Genomic DNA, 19713 nt, shown 5'->3' with positions numbered 1-19713 from the left:
GGACCTGTCGGCGGAGTGTTCTTCGGGCCGTGGAAGTGCTGGTCACGGAGGAACGGAGCGACGCGGTTGACTACCCGGCACGCGCGGATATGGGTCGGCATCGACGCCGGCAAGGGCCACCACTGGGCGGTGGCGGTGGACACCGGCGGCGAGGCGCTGTTCTCGACGAAGGTGATCAACGACGAGGCCCAGATCCTGACTCTGATCGACACGGCCCGAGAGAAGGCCGACGAGGTGCGGTGGGCCGTGGACATCTCCGGCCGGGCCTCCGCCCTGCTGCTGGCCCTGCTCATCGCGCACGGCCAGCAAGTCGTCTACGTGCCCGGCCGCACCGTCAACCGGATGACCGGCGCCTACCGCGGCGAGGGAAAGACCGACGCCAAGGACGCCCTGGTCATCGCCGACCAGGCCCGCATGCGCCGCGACTTCACCCCGATCGAGACTCCGCCGGAGCTGGTCTCCACGCTGCAGCTGCTGACCGGCTACCGGCGCGACCTGATCGCCGACCGGGTCCGGCTCGTCAACCGGCTGCGCGACTTGCTGGTGGGCATCTGCCCTGCGCTGGAACGGGCCTTCGACTACTCCGCGGCCAGAGGCCCGGTGGTGATGCTGACCGAATACCAGACCCCGGCCGCACTGCGCCGGATCGGCGTCAAGCGGCTGACCACCTGGCTGGAACGCCGCAAGGTTCGCGGCGCCGGTGACATCGCGGCCAAGGCCGTCGAGGCCGCCCAGTCCCAGCACACCGCCCTGCCCGGCGAGGGGCAGGCGGCCAAGCTGGTGCGCGACCTCGCCCACCAGCTCCTGGCCCTGGACGAGCGGATCAAGGACAACGACCGGGAGATCCGCGAGACCTTCCGCGCCGACGACCGCGCCGAGATCATCGAGTCGATGCCGGGCATGGGCCCGATCCTGGGCGCCGAGTTCGTCGCCATCGTCGGTGACCTGTCCGGCTACCGCGACGCCGGGCGCCTGGCCTCGCATGCCGGCCTGGCCCCAGTGCCCCGCGACTCCGGCCGCCGCACCGGCAACCACCACCGCCCCAAACGCTACAACCGGCGCCTGCGCTGGCTGTTCTACATGTCCGCACAGTCCGCGATGATGCGACCGGGCCCGTCGCGGGACTACTACCTCAAGAAACGCGCCGAAGGCATGATCCACACTCAGGCGCTGCTCGCGCTCGCCCGCCGCCGGGTCGACGTCCTGTGGGCCATGCTGCGTGACATGAGGCTGTTCACCTCCGTCCCGCCGGTCACGCAGGCGGCTTGACACGGTCATTGAGATTCTCCTTCTCCCTCGTGCGGCCGGTGGTGGCCGCTGATGCCCCTGGGACGGAGCCGATGGCACGTTATCGACATCCCCGGACCGCCGACCTCCGAAAATTCTCACCCTCTTTCAGGTCGGACCGAGGTGGACGGCTCAGGGCCGTCCGCGCCCGTGACACGCGATGTGGCCGTCACCGGTCGTAGTGATGGAAGCCCTGGCCCGTCTTGCGTCCCAGCATGCCGGTCTCGACCATGCGTCGTAGGAGCGGAGGCGGGGCGTAGTGGGGCTCCCGGAACTCCTCGTGGAGGGTTTCCGCGATGGAGGCGACCACGTCCAGGCCGATGAGGTCGGCGAGCCGCAGCGGGCCCATCGGGTGGGAGCAGCCGAGTGTCATCGCGTCGTCCACGGTGTCCGCCGACACGTGGCCCGACTCGACCATCCTGACGGCGGACAGGAGGTACGGGATGAGCAGGGCGTTGACCGTGAAGCCGGCCCGGTCGGGAGACCTGATGATCCGCTTGCCGAGGACTCCCGTCACGAACTCCTCCGCCCGTACGGCGGTCTTCTCGTCCGTGAGCAGCGTGCTGACCATCTCCACGAGCGGCAGGGCGGTCACCGGGTTGAAGAAGTGCATCCCGATCACCCGGCCGCCGTCGACGGTGGCCCTGGCCAGGCCGAGGACCGAGATGGAGGAGGTGTTGGAGGCGAGGACGGCTTCGGGATCCTGAATCACCCGGTCCAACCGTGCGAACAGCTCGCGTTTGGCCGGCTCGCTCTCGCTGATCGACTCGACGACCAGCTGCCGGTCCGCCAAGTCCTCCAGGTCGCTGGTGTACGACACGCGGGCGAGTGCGTTCTCGTGGTCCTGAGAGGTGATTTTCCCCTTGCCCAGAGCTCGGTCGAATGATCCGGTGAGCCGCGCTCTCCCTCTGTCGAGCGAGGCGCCCGAGGCCGCCGCGACCATGACATCGAGCCCGGCGAGGGCGCAGACCTGCGCGATGCCCGACCCCATGGTGCCGCAGCCGACGACTCCGACCCGCTGGATGGTGATGCTCATCGCCTCGTCCCTTTCAGCATTCCGGTCCGTGTTGTCGTTTGCGCCGTTCGGGTGGCTCATGTCGTGCGCGTCATCGGGCCGTGGCGGCGGCTACCGGGGTGGCCACGGGCGGCGGAGCGGAGTCCGTCCGTGCCGGGTTGCCGGTGTCGCGCAGCGGGTTCAGCCTCTGCTCGCCGATGCGGTTGCGCAGGTGCTGGTCGGTCACTCCGAGCCCAGGCCGGGGTGCCATGCACAGCACGCCCACCTTGCCGGTGTGCCGGTTGGTCTGTACGAGCCGGGCGGCCTCGGCCGTGTCGGCGAGCGGGTAGACGGTGGAGAGGACCGGAACCAGGTGACCGAGGCGGAACAGCCGGTTGCACTCCGACTGCTCCTGCAGGTTCGCGGCGTGACTGCCCACGATCCGTTTCAGGTGCATCCACAAGTACCGGTTGTCGAAGTGGTGTTGATAGCCGGTGCTGGATCCGCAGGTGACCACGGTCCCGCCGCGGCGGACGACGAAGACCGAGAGGGCGAACGTGGCTTGGCCTATGTAGTCGAACACGACGTGCGGGTCCTCGCCGGTCTCGGCGCGGATGATCCTTCCGAGGCGTTTGCCCGCATCAATGCTCGCGTCCGGACGGTCGCCGAGGTCGCCGTCGAGGCCGATGTCGGCGCGGTTGATGACCACGTCGCAGCCGAGCTGACGCGCCCGTCGGGCCTTCTCCTCCGTACTGACCACGCCCACGGCGATGCCACCACCGTTCTTGACGAGTTGCACGGCGTAGGCGCCGAGTCCGCCGGTGGCACCCCAGATCAGTACGACGTCGCCCTGTTTGATGCGGGCCCCCCGGTCGCTCACGAGCATCCGGTAGGAGGTCGCCGCGCACAGCATCATCGAGGCGGCTTCCTCCCAGGTCAGGTGGGCCGGCTTCGGCAGTAGCTGACCGGCTCGCACCACCGCGTAGTGGGCCAGCCCGCCGAAGTTCGTCTCGAAGCCCCAGATCCGCTGCTCGGCGCCGAGCATGCCGTCGGCGTGCGTGGCGGGTTCCTGGTCGTCCACCTGGACGCAGCTGACGACGACGTGGTCACCCACTCCCCAGCGCCGTACGCCTGCCCCGGTGCGGACGACGACTCCGGCGGCATCCGAACCGACGACGTGCTGTGGCAGGTCGTGCCGGGCGGCGAAACCGCCCTGTCGGCCGAGCTTTCGCAGGAAGTTGAAGGTCGGCACCGGCTCGAAGGTCGCCGACCACACCGTGTTGTAGTTGATCGAGCTGGCCATCACCGCGACCAGCACTTCGTCCACGGCCAGTTCGGGCATGGGCACCGGTCCGACCCGCAGGGTACGGCGGACATCCCTGTCGGAGGCGTCACCGAACACGTCCAGGTCGTCGACGCTCAGATGGACGGCGGTGTACTCGCGGGGCACGGGTTCCTGCGCCAGCTGTTCCGGGGGCGCGCCGGCGAGCACCGCTTCGGCCAGGGTGTCCATGGTGGGGCTCCTCGATTGTCATCACTGGTTGCCCGCGGGCGGGCACGGAAGGGCCGTGGGACGGCCGGACGGGAGACGACGGCTGCGGGAGAAGGAAGGGATCGCCCGGCGCCCGCGAGCGGGGTCACCGGGTGCCGTGCCGCGGTGCGGACTTCGGCGGTACGCGGTGGTACGGGCTTCGGCGGTCGGGCCGACTGCCCCCGTACCCCGTGATGCCGGCGACGCTATGGGGGTCAGGGAGGGCTGCCAACCCTTGGCGGCGGCCCCCTACCAGCGTCCCGGCCTGCCGTGACGTGCCTGCCGCCCCCGGAGGGGCGGGGCGCGTCTGCGACGGCGGATCATCCGGAGGCCGCGCGCGGCAGGGCGTGCGACGGCAGGAGTGCCCGCAGTTCGCCGACCAACTGTCGGCCGACCGCTTCGAGGCCTGTCCGCTCCGCCTCGGCAAGGGCCTCGACGAGTCCCGCGCGGTCGTCGTCGGTCCACTCCGCGGTCGGTCTGCGCGGCAGGTACGTCCGCTCGGGAACCCCCGACGCGAAGGGGCGGGCGTCCCGGTCGAGGGTGCGGAGATACCACCGGAGCAGACAGCGCAGTGATCTCACCCGCTGGTCCAGGCTCTCCTCGTCCTCGGCGCGTTCCAGGGCGTATGCCCTCACCAGGGCGTCCAGGTGGTAGCGGGCCTGGTCGTGCTCGCGCAGCAGGTGTGCGTCCACCAGCACGTCGAGTACGTCCTCCACGTTCTCCTCGGAGCAGTTGAGCAGCTCCGCCGCCGCGTCACGGCGGACGTAGGAGGTGTTGCCGGCGCCGAGCGTGCGGAATGCGGCAGCGAGGTCGATGCCGTGTACGGACCTGTCGCGCAGGGTGGCGTACCCGGTGTCCAGGCCGGTTCGCACCGCGAGGTCGCCGACGTGCAGTTCGTCGAGCAGCCGCCGGTTTCCGAGCAGGCGGTGGGCGAGGGCGCCGAGGCTGCGGCGGGGGCGGTCACGGAGGCGGCAGCCGACGATGCGCAGGGCCAGGGGCACACCGGCGCAGGCGGCGACGAGCCGCCGGGCGGCCGGCCGTTCGGCGTCGACCCGCCGACGGCCGGTGATCCGTTCCAGCAGCTCCAGCGAGGCGTCCTCGTCGAGGGCGTGGAGCGCGACACCGTGCGCGCCTTCGAGGTCCGCGAGGCGGTGGCGGCTGGTGACGATCACCCGGCTTCCGCCGCTGCCGGGGATGAGGGGCCGGACCTGTGCGGCGTTCGCGGCGTCGTCGAGCACGATGAGCATCCGGCGGTCGGCGACCAGGGACCGGAAGAGGGAGATCCGGTTGGCCATGGTCTTCGGCACCGCGACGTCGGGTACGCCCAGTCCGACGAGCAACCGGGTGAGAACCTCGGCGGGTTGGGCGGTGTGTCCGGTGCTGCCCTCCAGATCCACATAGATCTGCCCGTCGGCGAAGTCGGCGCGCACGGCGTGCGCCACGTGCAGGGCCAGTGCGGTCTTGCCGATTCCGCCGGCTCCGGTGACCACGACCGTCGTGGCCGGACCGACGGGGGACGCCTCGCCGCGCAGCAGACGTCCCAGCTCGCCGGTCTCCTCGGCGCGGGCGGTGAAGTCCGTGATCCCCTGCGGCAGTTGGGCCGGTGTCGGCCAGCCCGGCCAGGATCGTCCCGGCCCGCCCCGTCCTTCCCCGTGCTCGTGGAAGTCGCCCCGGTGCTGCGGCGGTTCGTCCTCGGCCCGCAGTATGCGCCGTTGGACGGCGCGCAGTTCGGAGCCGGGTTCGGTCCCCAGCTGGTCGATCAGCGCGGCTCGGGTGCGCTGGAACAGGTCGAGGGCTTCCGGCTGCTGACCGGAACGGAAGAGCGCCAGCATGAGACGGCCGATGAGTCCCTCGTGGAGCGGGTGTTCCCGCGCCATCTGCCACAGGTCGGGCAGGATCTCGGCGTGGCGCTGCAGTTCGAGGTCCAGGTCCACCCGCCAGATACGGGTCTGCAGGTGGAGTCGCTGCAGATGGGAGGCCTCGACGTCGTGGAGGGTGCGGGAGGGTACGTCCATCAGCGGGTCGTGCCGCCACAGGGCGAGCGCCCTGCCGAGTTCCTCGACAGCCTCCGCGGTCCGGCCCGACTCGGCCAGGGCGCCCGCCGCCTTTCGGTGGGCGGTGAACCGTCCCAGGTCGGTCTCGTCGTCATCCAGCTCGATCAGGTAGCCGGGGGCGCGGGTGGTGATGCGCGCCCGCCCGGCGTTGCCCAGCACCTGACGCAGCCTCATGACGTACGTACGGATGGTTGCGGCGGCGCTGGGCGGCGGGGTGCCGTCCCAGACGAAGCTGGCGATGTTGTCCACGGGGACCACACGGTTCGCGTTGAGCACGAGGGCCGCGAGGATGACCCGCTGCCTGGGGGCGGGCACCCTCAACTCGTTCCCGCCCGACCGGATGACCAGAGGACCTAGCAACAAGAACTCCATGAACTGCTCACCCCTACGAAAAACGTGACGCGATTTCCGCCGACCGTGCGATCCCCCGTGGCATGCCGCGCGCGCATGCGCCACACGACCGGACAGTGGGCGGAACCTTTCTTCTCGCAGCCGTCACCCCGGTCCGGGCGCCGGGGCGGGCAGCACGACGACGGCAAGGGACAGCCCGCCGCCCACCATCCAGCGGCCGGTGAGTTCCGTCAGCCGGCGGGGGCCGGGCACCAGGAGCCGGGCGGCGAAGACGCCCGACACATACCCCGGGGTGCGTTCCCGGGGGTCGAAGGTGACGCTGGCCTCCTCGAAGTCCAGTTCCCGGCCCGTGAGCGGGTACCAGACCTTGAAGACGGCTTCCTTGGCGCCGAACAGAAGCCGGTCCCAGCACACGCCTGAGCCGCTGTCGGCACCAGCGATCCAGGAGCGTTCCTCGGGCCGGGCCACCACGTCCAGCACCCCGTCCGGCAGGGCCTGGTGGGGTTCGGCGTCGATCCCGACGGCGGCGATGTCGGTCGCACGGGCGACGGCGGCGGCACGGTAACCGGCGCAGTGCGTCATGCTGCCGACCACGCCGTCCGGCCACCGCGGCGCCCCCCGGTGTCCCGGGACGACCGGGGCCGGATCCAGGCCCAGCTGCGCCAGGGCGCGGCGGGCGCAGGCCCGTACGGTGGTGTACTCCCGGCGGCGCCTGTCCACCGCGTCCCCGAGCGCCGCTTCCTCCTCGGGGAACAGCCGGGTGTCGGTGAGGTCCTCCCGGGCCCAGGCGGAGGCGGTGGTGGCGGGCAGAAGTCGGTCGATCACGAGGGTGTCACCGCCGGAAGAATCTGGCGCAGGACGCCTCGGGGCATCCCGCGCTGCCGGTGTTCGCGGGGGTAGCCGACCGAGACCTCCTCGAATCGGACTCCGTCGTGCCAGGTCGTGCGGGGGATGTGCAGATGCCCGTAGACCACTGCCGTGGCGTTGTACCGCAGATGCCACTTGGCGGTCTGTTCGGTTCCGCACCACTGGGCGAATTCCGGATGGAACAGGACCCTTGTCGGGTCCCGTACCAAGGGGTAGTGGTTGACGAGAACGGTCGACAGCTCCGGATCGCGTTCGGCGAGCCGGCGTTCCGTCTCCGTCACCCGGGCCTGGCACCACGCCTCGCGGCTCGGGTACGGATCGGGGTGCAGGAGCATTTCGTCGGTGCACACCACGCCGGCCTCGTACGCCTGGGCCAGCGCCTGCTCCTTGGTCGTGGCTGTGGGGGTGCGGAAGCTGTAGTCGTACAGAACGAAGAGGGGGGCGATCGTGACGGGGCCGCCCGGCCCCTCCCACACGGGGTAGGGGTCCTCAGGTGTGAGCACCCCGAGCCGACGGCAGATGTCGACGAGGTGGAGGTAACGTTCTTCGCCGCGCAACTGGACGGGGTCACTCGCGGGAGTCCACAGTTCGTGGTTGCCAGGTGCCCAGATAACAGTGTCGAAACGTTCCCTCAACAACTTCAGCGCCCACGTGAAGTCCTCGGTAATCTCCCCGACATCACCGGCCACGATGAGCCAGTCGGCGTCGGATTGAGGACGTATACCGGCTGTGAGCCGCCGGTTCTCCGGATAGGCCACATGTAGATCGCTTGTTGCCATGAGCCTGCCTGATGCCTGTCCGGAAGATCTCATACGGCACTTTCTACCGGGCGGCACCCGCACCGAGGCAGTGGATCTGGGGTGGCCCGCGAGAACTCTGGGGGCTGTAGGGGTTGGCTAGGGGTGGCCGCTGCCGGGCAGGGCTGCCTAACCTCCGTATCGTGCCGAAAGGCGCATGACCTACTCGGACGGAGGACAGGCGGACGATGGATCGTAGCGCCGACGAACCGGACCTGTGGCTCCGGTGCTTCGTGGCTGCCCCCGAGGCCCGGACACAGCTGGTCTGTTTCCCCCATGCCGGCGGATCGGCGAGTTCCTTCCACGCCATGTCGGGTGCGCTGGCGCCGACGGCGGAAGTACTGTCCGTGCAGTACCCGGGCAGGCAGGACCGGTGGTCCGAGAAGTGCGTCGACAACGTGCCCGAGCTGGTCGACCGGCTGCTGCCGGTACTGACGGAGCGGGCCGACGACCGGCCGCTGGCGCTGTTCGGCCACAGCATGGGCGCCACCCTCGCCTACGAGGTGGCACGCCGTCTGGAGCGCGCGGGCGGGGCGAACAGCCCGGTCACCGTGTTCCTTTCGGGGCGCCGGGCGCCACACTTCGAGCGCAGTGAGTACATCCACCAGCGCGACGACCGGGGAATCCTGCGGGAGTTGGAACTGCTGGGCGGCTCCGCCGCCGTGGCGCTGGCCGATCCGGAGATCCTGCAGATGGTCATGCCCGCCATCCGCGGCGACTACCGCGCGGCGGAGACGTACGTACACGTACCGGGACCGCCGTTGCGCTGCCCGGTCGTGGCACTGACCGGGGACGCTGACCCGCGCGCGTCCGTGCGGGAGGTCGAGGCCTGGAGCGAGTACGCCGAAGGGCCGTTCGTCACGCATGTCTTCAAGGGCGGCCACTTCTTTCTGAACGATCATCCGGAGGCGGTGCACGGCACCGTCCGCGACCATCTCAGCTCGCTCCCGGTCTTCGGCGCGGGCACCGCTTAGGCCGAGACGGAGGGGCATCATGTCCGGAGCTGACATCGGAGAACTGCTCGGCACCATCGACCGGCTGGCCCGCTGCGTCGACTCGATGCGATCGTCCAGGCTCGGTGAGCCGACCGTGTTCCTCAAACTCGTCGACGACGTGGAGCGGCTGCGTGTCAACGTCGCCGCACTCGTCGGTGAACTTGTCGGCGGGTCGCCCGCGCACCCGGCGGCGGGCGACCGGTCCGCCGTGAAGGTGTCCGACATGCCCTACGACTCCGGCCTGTGGCACGGCGCCGACGACGAGGGCGTCGGCGGCCACCGCCCTCAGGTCTCCCCGCGTCTCGGGCCCGCCGGCGCCTGAGACCCCCGGTGCCGGGCGGATCGGGCCGGGACCTGCCCTCGTACGGACCTCCACCTGACGTCGACGCCCGGCGCCTGTGCCTGCTCCCGCACGGAATCCCCGCGCGGCTCACGTTCCACGCCGACTCCCACCGGGACGGAGATTCACTCATGGCTGAGCAGATCGGTATGACCCCACGGCTTCTCGACTACGTCAGGGAGACCTCACTGCGCGAGGACGACGTCCTGCGCGAGTTGCGGGAGGTGACCGCCGGGCTGCCCGCCGGCACGGCCATGCAGGTGCCCGCCGAGGAGGGGCAGTTGCTCGCGTTGCTGGTCCGTCTCACCGGGGCGAACGCGGTGCTGGAGATCGGCACCTTCACCGGCTACAGCACCCTGTGCATGGCCCGTGCCCTGCCTCTCGGTGGACGGCTGGTGACCTGCGACATCACCGACCGATGGCCGTCGATCGGCGCGGAGTACTGGAAGCGGGCCGGGGTGGACTCCGTGATCGACCTGCGGGTGGGCGACGCGGCCGAAACCCTGGCGGGGCTGCTCGCCGACGAGGGCGCGAGGACCTTCGACCTGGTGTTCATCGACGCGGACAAGGCGAACTATCCGCGGTACTACGAACTGTCCCTGGAGCTGCTCAGGCCCGGCGGCCTCGTCGTGGTCGACAACACGCTCTTCTTCGGCCGGGTCGCCGATCCCGGGTTCACGGACGCCGACACCGCCGGTGTGCGTGAACTCAACGCCCGGCTGCGTGAGGACGAACGGGTGGAGCTGAGCATGCTCACCATGGCCGACGGCATCACGCTCGCACGGCGCAAGGACGTCTGACGGCGCCCACAGCGCTGTACTCGTGCCTCGGACCTCGCCGCGTGTTTCCACGCGGCGAGGTCTTCTGTCGCACGGTCAGGCCCCGGCAGCCACCGAGGTGTCGGCGGCGGGCCGCACGGCCAGGTCGGGCGCGACCAGTCGGATCGTCGCGGAGAGGGGCTGGGGTGCCGCGGCCAGGTGCAGCCGCTCGGCCTCTTCCGCTCCCCCGGTCCGCGCGTGCGCGGTCACCACGGCGTCCCGGCAGGCGCAGGGCTCCTCGTCGAATCCCGCGAACCGGTAGGCGACCTCCATCATGCGGTTGCGGTCCGTCCTGCGGAAGTCGGCCACCAGATGGACCCCGGCCGCGGCGGCCTGGCTCACCAGCCAGTTCAGGATGACCGATCCGGCGCCGAAGGAGACCACACGGCAGGACGTGGCAAGCAGCTTCAGATGCCACACGGCCGGGTGCTTCTCCAACAGCATCACGCCGACGGCTCCATGGGGTCCGAACCTGTCGGTGAGGCTGGTGACCAGGACCTCGTGGTCGGGATCCGCCAACAGGTCGCGCAGCGCCCGGTCCGAGTAGTGCACTCCGGTGGCGTTCATCTGGCTGGTGCGCAGGGTGAGTTCCTCGACGCGGGTGATCTCCTCCGCGGTGGCCCGCTCGATGCGCATCACCAGTTCGAGGGAACGCAGGAACTCCTGGTCGGGCCCGTCGAAGTCGGACCGTTCGCTCTCCCTGCGGAAACCGGCCTGGTACATCTCCCGCCGGCGCCGGGAGTCCACCGTGCTGACGGCGGGGCTGAACTCGGGCAGGTCGGTGAGGGCCAGTGCCTCCTCGGCCGGGTAGCAGCGTACGTCCGGGAGGTGGTAGGCCACTTCGGCCCGCTCCGCGGGCTGGTCGTCGATGAAGGCGATGGTCCGGTGGGCGAAGTTCAGGCCTTCGGCGATGCGTCTGACCGCCTCGGACTTGGGGCCCCAGCCGATCTCGGGCAGGACGAAGTACTCGGCGATGCCCAGCTCTTCCAGGCGCGCCCAGGCGAGGTCGTGGTCGTTGCGGCTGCACACGGACTGCAGGATGCCTCGCGAGTCCAGTTCGACGACGGCCGTTCGTATCGCGTCGGGCAGCCGTACCTCCGCGTCCTCCAGCAGTGTGCCCTGCCAGAGGGTGTTGTCCAGATCCCAGACCAGGCACTTCACCATGGCCGGCGCTTCGGCGCCGGTCTTGTCGCTCATGACCGCTCCACAGTTGTCAACGCGTGTTGGGCGAGCATCAGTTCACACATCTCGTTGCTGCCCTCGATGAGTTCCATCAGCTTGGCGTCCCGGAAGGCACGGGCCACCGGGTGGCCGTCCTGGGCGCCCGCCGAGGCCATGACCTGCACGGCCGACGCGGCGCCGCGGGCCGCGTGGCCGGCGCTGACGTGCTTGGCGAGGATGGTGGAGATCACCATGTCCGGCGAACCGTTGTCCCAGCAGTCGCTGGCGTGTTCACAGGCGCGGGTGGCGACCTGCTCCCCGACGAACAGGTCGGCCAGGTGTCTGGCGACGAGCTGGTGGCGGGCGAGCGGCTGCCCGAACTGCGTGCGGGACGAGGCGTGCCGGGTGGTGGCGGCCAGACAGGCGCGCAGGATTCCGACGCACCCCCAGGCGACCGACATCCGCCCGTAGGCCAGGGCGGTGGTCACGAGCAGCGGCAGGGACAGGCCCTCGCCTCCCAGCACGCTGTCGGCGGGGAGGCGCACCGAGTCGAGGCGGACCTCGGCGTGTCCGGCGGCGCGGCAGCCGAGTGGATCGGCGACCCGTCGCACGTGGACGCCGGGTGCCCGGGCGGGCACGATCACGGCGGCGCCGCCTTCGCCCAGCCGCCCGAAGACGATGAGGAGGTCGGCGTAGTGAGCCGCCGTCATCCATACCTTGTGACCGTCGACCACGACGCCGTCGCCGTCCGCGGTGATCCGGGTGTCGATGCCGGACAGGTCGCTGCCGGCCTGGGGCTCGCTGAAGCCGACGGCGGCCAGTTCGCCCGAGGTGAGACGGGGCAGCAGTTCCCGGCGCTGTGCGTCGGTGCCCAGCCGTTCGATGGTCCAGGCGGCCATGCCCTGGGAGGTCATGACACTGCGCAGCGAACTGCACAGGCTGCCGACGTGCGCGGTGAACTCGCCGCCGGTGCGGCTGTCCCAGCCCAGGCCGCCGAGTTCGGCGGGCACGCCGGTGCACAACTGCCCGGCGGCGCCCAGCTTTCTCAGCAGTTCGGCCGGGAGCAGACCCGACCGGTCCCAGTCACCGGCCCGGTCACCGACCAGGCCGGTGACCGAGGCCGTCGCCTCGGCAAGACGGTCACTCACCGGTGTCCCCTGCGGCCGCTCGCAGCCGGCGGACCAGGGCCGCCATGCCCTCGACCGTACGGAAGTTGTCCAGCCGCAGGTCGGCTCCCCGGATCGAGATGTCGTACGACTTCTCCAGATGGACGACGAGTTCCATCGCGAACAGGGACGAGAGCCCGCCGGACGCGAAGAGGTCCGTGTCCGCCTCCCACACGGTCTTGGTGCGGACCTCAAGGAAGTCGAGGAGTTCCTTCTCCACGGTCTCCGATGGCATGGTCATGACCTTCACCCTTCGTATGCGTAGAAACCACGGCCGGACTTCCGGCCGATGTCGCCTGCCCGCACCTTCTCCAGCAGCAGGTCGCAGGGACGGCAGCCGCCGTCGCCGGTGCGCTCGTACAGCACGTTCAGCGAGTCGACGAGGTTGTCGATGCCGATGAGGTCCGCGGTGCGCAACGGGCCGGTGGCGTGCCCCAGGCAGCCCTGCATGAGCGCGTCGACGTCCTCCGCGGTCGCCGTGCCCTCCTGCACCACCCGCGCCGCGTCGTTGATCATCGGGTGGAGGACCCGGCTGGTGACGAAGCCCGGGGCGTCCCGCACCACGACGGCCTGGCGGCGGAGGGTGGCGAGCAGGTCCCGTACGGCGTCCATGGCCGCTTCGCCGGTGCGGGCGCCACGAATGACCTCGACCGTGCGGATGAGATAGGACGGATTCATGAAATGCGTGCCGACGAGTTCCGCCGGACGCACGGCCGCCGAGGCCAGTTCATCAATCGGAATGGACGACGTGTTGGATATCAGGAGAGTACCAGGTGAAACAGCGGCAGAAACCTCCGCGATCACTTTCTCCTTGAGTTCCGCGATTTCCGTGACGGCCTCTACCACCGCGATGGAACCGGCCGCGTCCGACACCGAATCACCGATCACGAGTTCCCCGGCGGGAACGTCGTCCGGCAGCGCGCCCATCAGTCGCGCCAGCCGCAGTTCGTGGGCGATCCGGCCCTCCGCCTCCTCGCGTTTGACCTGGTCGACGTCGACGAGTGTCACCGGCACACCGTGGCCGATCGCGAGGGTGGTGATACCCACGCCCATGACGCCGGCGCCCAGGACGGTGATGCGTGACGCCGTCCGCACATCACCTGAATTGTTCTCAGACATTTCGCTCCACTTCATTTCCAAAAGGTTCGGAAAGACGTTTCACCGGCTCCGGCCGAATTCGGGAACCGTCGACTCGAGCCATCCGGTGACGGCTTCGACCGTCGTCTCCAGATGCTGTTCCATCATTGACCAGTGATTTCCGGGTACGTCCAGGACGGAATGCGCGGACGGCCATGAGGCCCGCCAGTCGATGTCGCTGTCCGGGGCCGGCGTCGCGAGCGGACGTGAGGCGCGGACGAGCAGGACGGGCGCCTTGACGGGGGGCGGCGCCCAGTCGTCGAGGAGTTGGAAGTAGCGGCCCATCGCGGTCAGCCGGGTGCCGTCCATGGGGGCGGCGCGGTCCTCTCGTTCGAACATGCCACTGACCAGCACATCGTCGAACTGGGTCATGGCCCGGTCGTCGGACAGATAGGTGTCCAGCAGTACGACCGCGACCGGGCCGGCGCCGAGGGCTTCGAGACGGGCGGCGGCGGCGTGGGCGAGCGTGCCGCCCGAGGAGGAGCCGAGCAGGACCTTCGGGCGGTCGCCGAGGCGCCGTCGGAGTACCTCGGTCTGGAAGTCCAGCAGCGCGGACATGTCGGCGGGCAGCGGCTCGTCGGGGGCGAAGCCCGGCGCGTCCAGCGCGCTGACGCCGTACCGGCCCTGGAAGGCGGACGCGAAGCGGCTGTACTGGTGGGCTCCGCCGAGCGCCACCACCGAGGCGAAGCAGACCAGTTCCGGCGCGTCGTCACGGACGTGCAGCCGTAGCAGCTCAGGCCGTCGGCCGGGCGAGAGCGGCAGGTCGGCCCCGGACCCGAAGTCGGGGCGGAGTTTCGCGGCCTGCTGGAGGATCTGGATGCCGGCGTGGATCCGGCCCGCCTCGCACGCCTGCCGGAACAGGGCGCTGACCGGGTCGTGCCGCGGTTCACCGGCCGGCTGTCCGGCTCCCGGCGCGGAACTCCGGGCGAGTTCCGCCCGTAGGTACTCGGCCAGCCGGGCCGGGGTCGCGGAGTCGAGTACGGCGGTGGGGCGCAGCCGTAGCCCGAGCCCGGCCGCGAGGCGGTTGCGCAGTTCGACGGCGGTCAGCGAGTCGAAGCCGGCCTCCAGGAACGCGTCGCCCGGGGACAGCGCGTCCGGGTCGGCGTGGCCGAGCACCTCGGCCGCGTGCGTCCGCACCAGCCGCAGCAGGATCTCGCCCTGCTCCGCCTCCGGGGCGGCGGCCAGCCGGGGCCGCAGGGACACGTCGGGGTCCTGGCCGCGGCGGCGGGCCGCGGGGGTCCGGATCAGCGAGCGCAGCAGGGGCGGCACGGGGCCGCCGCCGCGCTGGGCTCTCAGCTCCAGGCCCACCGGTGCGAGTACGGGGTCGTCGCCCGCCAGCGCCGCGTCGAACAGGGCCAAACCCTCCTCGGTGGGCAGCGCGCGCACCCCGCCGCGTGCCATCCGCCGCAGGTCGGTTTCGCTGAGGGCCGCGGTGAGGGCGGTGCGCCGCTCCCACAGGCCCCAGGCGAGGGACGTGCCGGGCAGCCCCGCCCGGTGGCGGGCGGCGGCCAGGGCGTCGGTGAAGGCGTTGGCGGCCGCGTAGGCGGACTGGCCGGGGCTGCCGAAGACACCGGCGGAGGAGGAGAACAGGACGAATGCCGTCAGGTCGTGGTCCCGGGTCAGCTCGTGCAGATTCCAGGCGCCGTCGGCCTTGGGGCGCAGCACGGCCGCCAGGCGTCGCGGGGTGAGCGCCTCCAGCGTGCCGTCGTCCAGTACGCCGGCCGTGTGCACCACGGCACGCAGCGGGTGCTCCGGGGGGATCGCCGCGAGTACGCCGGCCAGCGCCTCCCGGTCGGCCACGTCACAGGCCGCGACGGTGACCTCGGCTCCGGCGGCGGTCAGTTCGCCGGTGAGTTCGGCGATGCCCTCGGTCGCGGTGCCCCGGCGGCCGAGCAGCAGCAGGTGCCGTACACCGTGGGAGGTGACCAGATGCCGGGCCACCAGTCCGCCGAGGGTGCCCGCGCCGCCGGTGATCAGGACGGTCCCGGCGGGGTCGAACGCCGGGGCCCGGCCGGGGGCGGCGGGCGGACGGACCAGGCGGGGTGCGTACAAGACGCCGTCGCGAAGGGCCAGTTGGGGCTCCCCCTCGGCCAGGGCGGTGGCGATAGCGGCTTCGAGGCCGTCGCCGCCGTCGGTGTCCAGCAGCACGAAGCGGCCGGGGTGCTCCAGTTGGGCGGTGCGCAGCAGTCCCCAGACCGCGGCGCCCGCGAGGTCCGCCTCCGTACCGTCGAGGTCGACCGCGCCACGGGTGAGCACCACCAGCGGGGTGTCGGTGAACCGGGGCGCCGCCAGCCAGCGTTGGAGCAGGGCCAGTAGCGCGCCCACGGCGGTTCGGGCCCCCTCGGGGCCCGGGATCGCGGCGGGCGGGCACAGGGCCAGCACCACGTCGGACGTGTCGGGCACGTCGGCGAGGTCGGGGCACCGGTCGGCCCGGAATCCGGCCGGCAGCAGCTCGCCGTCGGACACGCCGAGCGTGACGGCCCGGGTGCCGGTGGACGGCTCGGTGGCGGGCAGCGGTGTCCAGTCGAGCCGGAACAGCGACCGTTCGGCCGCGGCGGGGGCGCCCGCCGCCGCCCGCAGGGTCAGGGCGCCGACCGTGACGACCGGGCGTCCGGTGCGGTCGGTGACCCGCACCGACACGGCGTCACCGCCCTGCTCCGCCGGCCGCAGCACGACCCGCAGGACCGGGTCGGCCGCCGGGGCGAGGGTGACGTCGTGCCACGAGAACGGCAGCGGAACGTCTCCCGGACGGCCGGAGTCGGTGGCGTCGGGGCGCAGGGCGACCGTTTGCAGCGCGGCGTCGAGCAGAGCCGGGTGGACGGCGAAGCCGCTCTCGCGGACACCCGGCGCGGACTCCGGCAGGGCCACCTCGGCGTGGATCTCGTCACCGCTCCGCCAGGCGGCGCGCAGTCCCTGGAAGAGGGGCCCGTAGTGGACCCCGGCCGCCTCGAAGTCCGCGTACAGGCTGTCGAGGTCCAGTTGCCGGGCGCCGTCGCCGGGCGGCCATCGCCGGGCGTCTCCGGGCGCGGGTAGGGGGATGTCCGCGAGGGTGCCCGCCGCGTGGCGTACCCAGGGTTCGGCGGAGTCGGGGTCGTCGGGGCGGGAGTACAGCGCCACCGTCCGGCGGCCGTCGGGGCCGGGCGCGTCCACGGTCAGCCGCAGCCGCCGGGCCTCGTCGGGGGCGAGCACCAGGGGTGCGGCCAGGGTGAGTTCCTCCACCGTGGTACAGCCGACATGGGCGGCGGCGTGGGCGGCCATCTCCACGAAGGCGACACCGGGCAGCAGCACCGTGCCCGACACCGCGTGGTCCGCGAGCCACGGATGGGTGCGCGGCGAGAGACGCCCGGTGAACAGGACGCCGTCGCCGTCCGGCAGGTCCACGGCGGCGGTCAGCAGCGGATGCCCCGTCTCCGTCTGGCCCGCCGACTCGGGATCCCCGGCGTGCGTGGGTACGTCGAGCCAGTAGTGCGTGCGCTGGAAGGCGTACGTCGGCAGGTCGGTGCGGCGCGCCCCGGTGCCGTCGAACGCGCGCCGCCAGTCGACGCCCACGCCGTTCGCGTGTGCCTCGCCGAGCGCCAGCAGCATCCGGTTCAGGCCTCCCTCGTCGCGGCGCAGGGTGCCCAGCGCCACGGCGTCGTCCGCGCCGGCGTCGGCGGCTGTGTCACCGATGCCGTAGGTGAGCAGCGGGTGCGGGCTGACCTCGACGAAGGTGCGGTGCCCGGCGTCGAGGAGCAGACGGATCGCGTCGTGGAAGCGGACGGTCTGACGGAGGTTGCGGTACCAGTAGTCGTGGGTGAGGTCACCGGCGCCGATCCAGTCGGCGTCCACCGTGGACATCAGGGGTACGGCGGGGGCGCCGGGGGTGAGACCGGCCAGGTCCTCGCCCAGCCGGTCCCGTACGGTGCTGACGTCGTCGGAGTGCGAGGCGTAGTCCACGGGGATGCGCCAGGCCATGACGCCCTCGGCGGCGAGTTCGTCGACCAGGGCCCCGACCTCGTCGCCCGGCCCGGCGACGACCAGCACACGCGGGCCGTTGACCGCGGCGACCGTCACCTTGCCCGAGCGGCGTTCCAGGTAGGGGGCGAGTTCGGCCCGGGACAGGACCACGGTGGCCATGCCGCCGCCTCCGGCGAGGCCGGCCAGTGCCCGGCTGCGCAGCGCCACCACCCGGGCCGCGTCCTCCAGGCTGAGGGCGCCCGCGACACAGGCGGCGGCGACCTCGCCCTGGCTGTGGCCGACGACCGCCGCCGGCTCGACCCCGTACGACCGCCAGAGCGCCGCCAGCGACACCATCACGGAGAACAGGACGGGCTGCAGGACGTCCACCCGGTCCAGGCCCGGTGCGTCCGGCTCGCCGCGCAGCACCGCCGTGACCGGCCAGTCGAGGTACGGGGCGAGGGCCTGTTCGCACTCCGCGATGCGTGCGGCGAACTCCGGTGACTCGTCCAGGAGTCGCGCGGCCATGCCGGGCCACTGGGAGCCGAGGCCGGGAAAGACGAAGACTGCCTTCCGTCCGGGCCGGGCGCGGGCGCTGACGACCGCCGGGTGGGGCCGTCCGGCGGCCAGCCTGGCCAGGCCGGACAGCAGGGCGGGGCGGTCGTCGCCGACGACGACGGCGCGGTCGGCGAAGCGGGACCTGCTGGTGGCCAGCGAGAACCCGATGTCCAGGGGACGTGCCCGCAGGTCGTCGGTGAGGTGCGCGTGCAGGGCGGCGGCCTGGGCGCGCAGCGCCGTCTCTCCCTTGGCCGAGAGCAGCCAGGCGACGGGGGCGGGGGCCGCGTCCCCGGCGTCCGTGGGCGTCTCCGGCTCGGCGGGCGGCGCCTCCAGGACCGTGTGGGCGTTGGTGCCGCTGGCGCCGAAGGAGGAGACGCCGGCGCGGCGCGGGTGGTCGTTGTCCGGCCAGGGGGTGGCGGTGGTGAGCAGGGCGATGTCGCCCTCGGTCCAGTCCACCTGGGGGGTGGGCCGGTCGATGTGCAGGGTGCGGGGCAGCAGGCCGTGGCGCATCGCGAGCACCATCTTCATGATGCCGCCGACCCCGGCGGCGGCCTGGGTGTGGGTCAGGTTGGACTTGAGCGAGCCGAGCAGCAGCGGCCGGTCCGCCGGGCGGCCCCTGCCGTAGGTGGCGAGCAGTGCCTGCGCCTCGATGGGGTCGCCGAGGACGGTGCCCGTGCCGTGCGCCTCCACCGCGTCGACCTCCGCGGGCGGGATTCCCGCGGCCGCCAGCGCCTGTTGGATCACCCGCTGCTGGGAGGGCCCGTTGGGGGCCGTCATGCCGTTGCTGGCACCGTCCTGGTTGACCGCCGAGCCGCGGACCAGGGCCAGCACGGGGTGGCCGTTGCGCCGGGCGTCCGACAGCCGTTCCAGGAGGAGGACACCGACGCCCTCGCCGAACCCGGCTCCGTCGGCGGCCGCGGCGAACGACTTGCTGCGGCCGTCGGGCGCGAGGCCGCGCTGGCGGCTGAACCCGACGTACAGGCTCGGTGTGGACATCACCGTGACGCCGCCCGCCAGGGCGAGGCCGATCTCCCCTGCCCGCAGCGCCTGGCAGGCCAGGTGGAGGGCGACCAGCGACGACGAGCACGCGGTGTCGATCGTGACGGCCGGGCCCTCCAGGCCGAGGGTGTAGGCGATCCGGCCGGTGACCACGCTGGGTACGGTGCCGGTGCCGATGAACGCCTCGACGTCCTCGGGTATCCGGCCCAGCCGGGCGCCGTACTCGTTGTACATGACGCCCGCGTACACCCCGGTGCGGCTGCCGCGCAGGGACAGCGGGTCGATGCCGCCGCGTTCGACGGCCTCCCAGCAGGTCTCCAGGAGCAGCCGCTGCTGTGGGTCCATGGCCAGTGCCTCGCGCGGCGAGATCCCGAAGAAGCCGGCGTCGAAGCCGCAGGCGTCGTGCAGGAAGCCGCCCTCCCGGGTGTAGGAGGTGCCCGGGGTGTCCGGGTCGGGGTCGTACAGGTCGGCGGCGTCCCAGCCCCGGTCGGCCGGGAACTCGCTGACGGCGTCGCGTTCCTCGGCCAGCAGCCGCCACAGGTCCTCCGGGGTACGGACCCCGCCGGGGTAGCGGCAGCTCATGGCGACGATGGCGACCGGTTCCCGGGACTCGTCGCGGAGCCGCCCGTTCTCCCCGCGCAGCCGCTCGTTCTCCAGCAGGGAGGCGCGCAGTGCCTCGACCACCTTGTGCGTGGACATCTCTCTCCTCACATCCCGTTCCG

The 19713-nt window shown here is 71.8% G+C and carries 14 protein-coding genes; 4 read left to right on the top strand and 10 right to left on the bottom strand.

Annotation, left to right across the window (positions count from 1 at the left end):
- Positions 1-66: 66 nt before the first annotated feature.
- Positions 67-1269: an IS110 family transposase gene (locus PV734_RS03565; protein WP_319288733.1), complete on the top strand. Its 1203-nt coding sequence runs from the start codon at positions 67-69 to the stop codon at positions 1267-1269.
- A 187-nt stretch (positions 1270-1456) separates the two neighbouring features.
- On the opposite strand, the gene PV734_RS03560 is transcribed toward PV734_RS03565, so the two are convergent.
- The 5 genes from PV734_RS03560 to PV734_RS03540 all read right to left on the bottom strand — a co-directional run bounded on the left by PV734_RS03560 (position 1457) and on the right by PV734_RS03540 (position 7896).
- Positions 1457-2323: a 3-hydroxybutyryl-CoA dehydrogenase gene (locus tag PV734_RS03560; protein ID WP_319098587.1), complete on the bottom strand. Its 867-nt coding sequence runs from the start codon at positions 2321-2323 to the stop codon at positions 1457-1459.
- A gap of 70 nt (positions 2324-2393) precedes the next feature.
- Positions 2394-3794, bottom strand: coding sequence for a crotonyl-CoA carboxylase/reductase (gene ccrA / locus PV734_RS03555; RefSeq protein ID WP_319098586.1), 1401 nt, complete (start codon positions 3792-3794; stop codon positions 2394-2396).
- Positions 3795-4132: 338 nt separating this feature from the next.
- Positions 4133-6181, bottom strand: coding sequence for a BTAD domain-containing putative transcriptional regulator (locus PV734_RS03550; protein ID WP_319098585.1), 2049 nt, complete (start codon positions 6179-6181; stop codon positions 4133-4135).
- Between the two features lie 180 nt (positions 6182-6361).
- Positions 6362-7042 carry a 4'-phosphopantetheinyl transferase family protein gene (locus tag PV734_RS03545; RefSeq protein ID WP_319098584.1) on the bottom strand — a complete coding sequence of 227 codons (681 nt, stop codon included), beginning with the start codon at positions 7040-7042 and terminating at the stop codon, positions 6362-6364.
- Complete coding sequence (locus tag PV734_RS03540; protein WP_319098583.1) at positions 7039-7896, bottom strand: metallophosphoesterase; 858 nt, start codon at positions 7894-7896, stop codon at positions 7039-7041. The genes PV734_RS03545 and PV734_RS03540 overlap by 4 nt, the downstream gene beginning before the upstream one ends.
- Positions 7897-8069: 173 nt before the next feature.
- Between PV734_RS03540 and PV734_RS03535 the strand changes: the two genes are divergently transcribed.
- The 3 genes from PV734_RS03535 to PV734_RS03525 all read left to right on the top strand — a co-directional run bounded on the left by PV734_RS03535 (position 8070) and on the right by PV734_RS03525 (position 10016).
- The gene (locus tag PV734_RS03535) at positions 8070-8855 is read left to right on the top strand and encodes a thioesterase II family protein (RefSeq protein WP_319098582.1); all 786 of its coding nucleotides are present in this window, start codon (positions 8070-8072) and stop codon (positions 8853-8855) included.
- A 19-nt stretch (positions 8856-8874) separates the two neighbouring features.
- Positions 8875-9198, top strand: a complete 324-nt coding sequence (locus PV734_RS03530; RefSeq protein ID WP_319098580.1) for a hypothetical protein — start codon at positions 8875-8877, stop codon at positions 9196-9198.
- 149 nt (positions 9199-9347) lie between these two features.
- A complete protein-coding gene (locus tag PV734_RS03525) occupies positions 9348-10016 on the top strand; it encodes an O-methyltransferase (RefSeq protein WP_319098579.1) in 669 nt (222 codons plus the stop codon).
- A 75-nt stretch (positions 10017-10091) separates the two neighbouring features.
- Here PV734_RS03525 and PV734_RS03520 read toward each other — a convergent pair whose 3' ends face one another.
- The 5 genes from PV734_RS03520 to PV734_RS03500 are packed head-to-tail and all read right to left on the bottom strand — an operon-like array spanning position 10092 to position 19690.
- Positions 10092-11231, bottom strand: coding sequence for an HAD-IIIC family phosphatase (locus PV734_RS03520; RefSeq protein ID WP_319288732.1), 1140 nt, complete (start codon positions 11229-11231; stop codon positions 10092-10094).
- Positions 11228-12343: an acyl-CoA dehydrogenase family protein gene (locus PV734_RS03515; RefSeq protein WP_319098577.1), complete on the bottom strand. Its 1116-nt coding sequence runs from the start codon at positions 12341-12343 to the stop codon at positions 11228-11230. Before PV734_RS03515 ends, PV734_RS03520 begins: the two co-directional genes overlap by 4 nt.
- On the bottom strand, positions 12336-12602 hold the full coding sequence (locus PV734_RS03510) for an acyl carrier protein (protein ID WP_319098576.1): 267 nt from the start codon (positions 12600-12602) through the stop codon (positions 12336-12338). The genes PV734_RS03515 and PV734_RS03510 overlap by 8 nt, the downstream gene beginning before the upstream one ends.
- Positions 12603-12607: 5 nt before the next feature.
- A complete protein-coding gene (locus PV734_RS03505; RefSeq protein WP_319098575.1) occupies positions 12608-13480 on the bottom strand; it encodes a 3-hydroxyacyl-CoA dehydrogenase family protein in 873 nt (290 codons plus the stop codon).
- Between the two features lie 39 nt (positions 13481-13519).
- Positions 13520-19690 carry a type I polyketide synthase gene (locus PV734_RS03500; protein WP_319288731.1) on the bottom strand — a complete coding sequence of 2057 codons (6171 nt, stop codon included), beginning with the start codon at positions 19688-19690 and terminating at the stop codon, positions 13520-13522.
- Positions 19691-19713 lie beyond the last annotated feature (23 nt).

Source organism: Streptomyces sp. AK08-02 (genome assembly GCF_033795085.1).
In the GTDB taxonomy this organism is placed as follows: Bacteria; Actinomycetota; Actinomycetes; order Streptomycetales; family Streptomycetaceae; genus Streptomyces; species Streptomyces echiniscabiei.
The sequence above is the reverse complement of the archived record's forward strand: the minus strand, read 5'-3'. Positions and strand labels throughout refer to the sequence as shown.

Excerpts from the sequence above, each read along its gene's own strand:
- PV734_RS03560 (WP_319098587.1), bottom strand. The coding sequence starts at position 2,323 with ATGAGCATCACCATCCAGCGGGTCGGAGTCGTCGGCTGCGGCACCATG.
- PV734_RS03540 (WP_319098583.1), bottom strand. The coding sequence starts at position 7,896 with ATGAGATCTTCCGGACAGGCATCAGGCAGGCTCATGGCAACAAGCGAT.
- ccrA (WP_319098586.1), bottom strand. The coding sequence starts at position 3,794 with ATGGACACCCTGGCCGAAGCGGTGCTCGCCGGCGCGCCCCCGGAACAG.
- PV734_RS03510 (WP_319098576.1), bottom strand. The coding sequence starts at position 12,602 with ATGACCATGCCATCGGAGACCGTGGAGAAGGAACTCCTCGACTTCCTT.
- PV734_RS03535 (WP_319098582.1), top strand. The coding sequence starts at position 8,070 with ATGGATCGTAGCGCCGACGAACCGGACCTGTGGCTCCGGTGCTTCGTG.
- PV734_RS03500 (WP_319288731.1), bottom strand. The coding sequence starts at position 19,690 with ATGTCCACGCACAAGGTGGTCGAGGCACTGCGCGCCTCCCTGCTGGAG.
- PV734_RS03520 (WP_319288732.1), bottom strand. The coding sequence starts at position 11,231 with ATGAGCGACAAGACCGGCGCCGAAGCGCCGGCCATGGTGAAGTGCCTG.
- PV734_RS03525 (WP_319098579.1), top strand. The coding sequence starts at position 9,348 with ATGGCTGAGCAGATCGGTATGACCCCACGGCTTCTCGACTACGTCAGG.
- PV734_RS03530 (WP_319098580.1), top strand. The coding sequence starts at position 8,875 with ATGTCCGGAGCTGACATCGGAGAACTGCTCGGCACCATCGACCGGCTG.
- PV734_RS03505 (WP_319098575.1), bottom strand. The coding sequence starts at position 13,480 with ATGTCTGAGAACAATTCAGGTGATGTGCGGACGGCGTCACGCATCACC.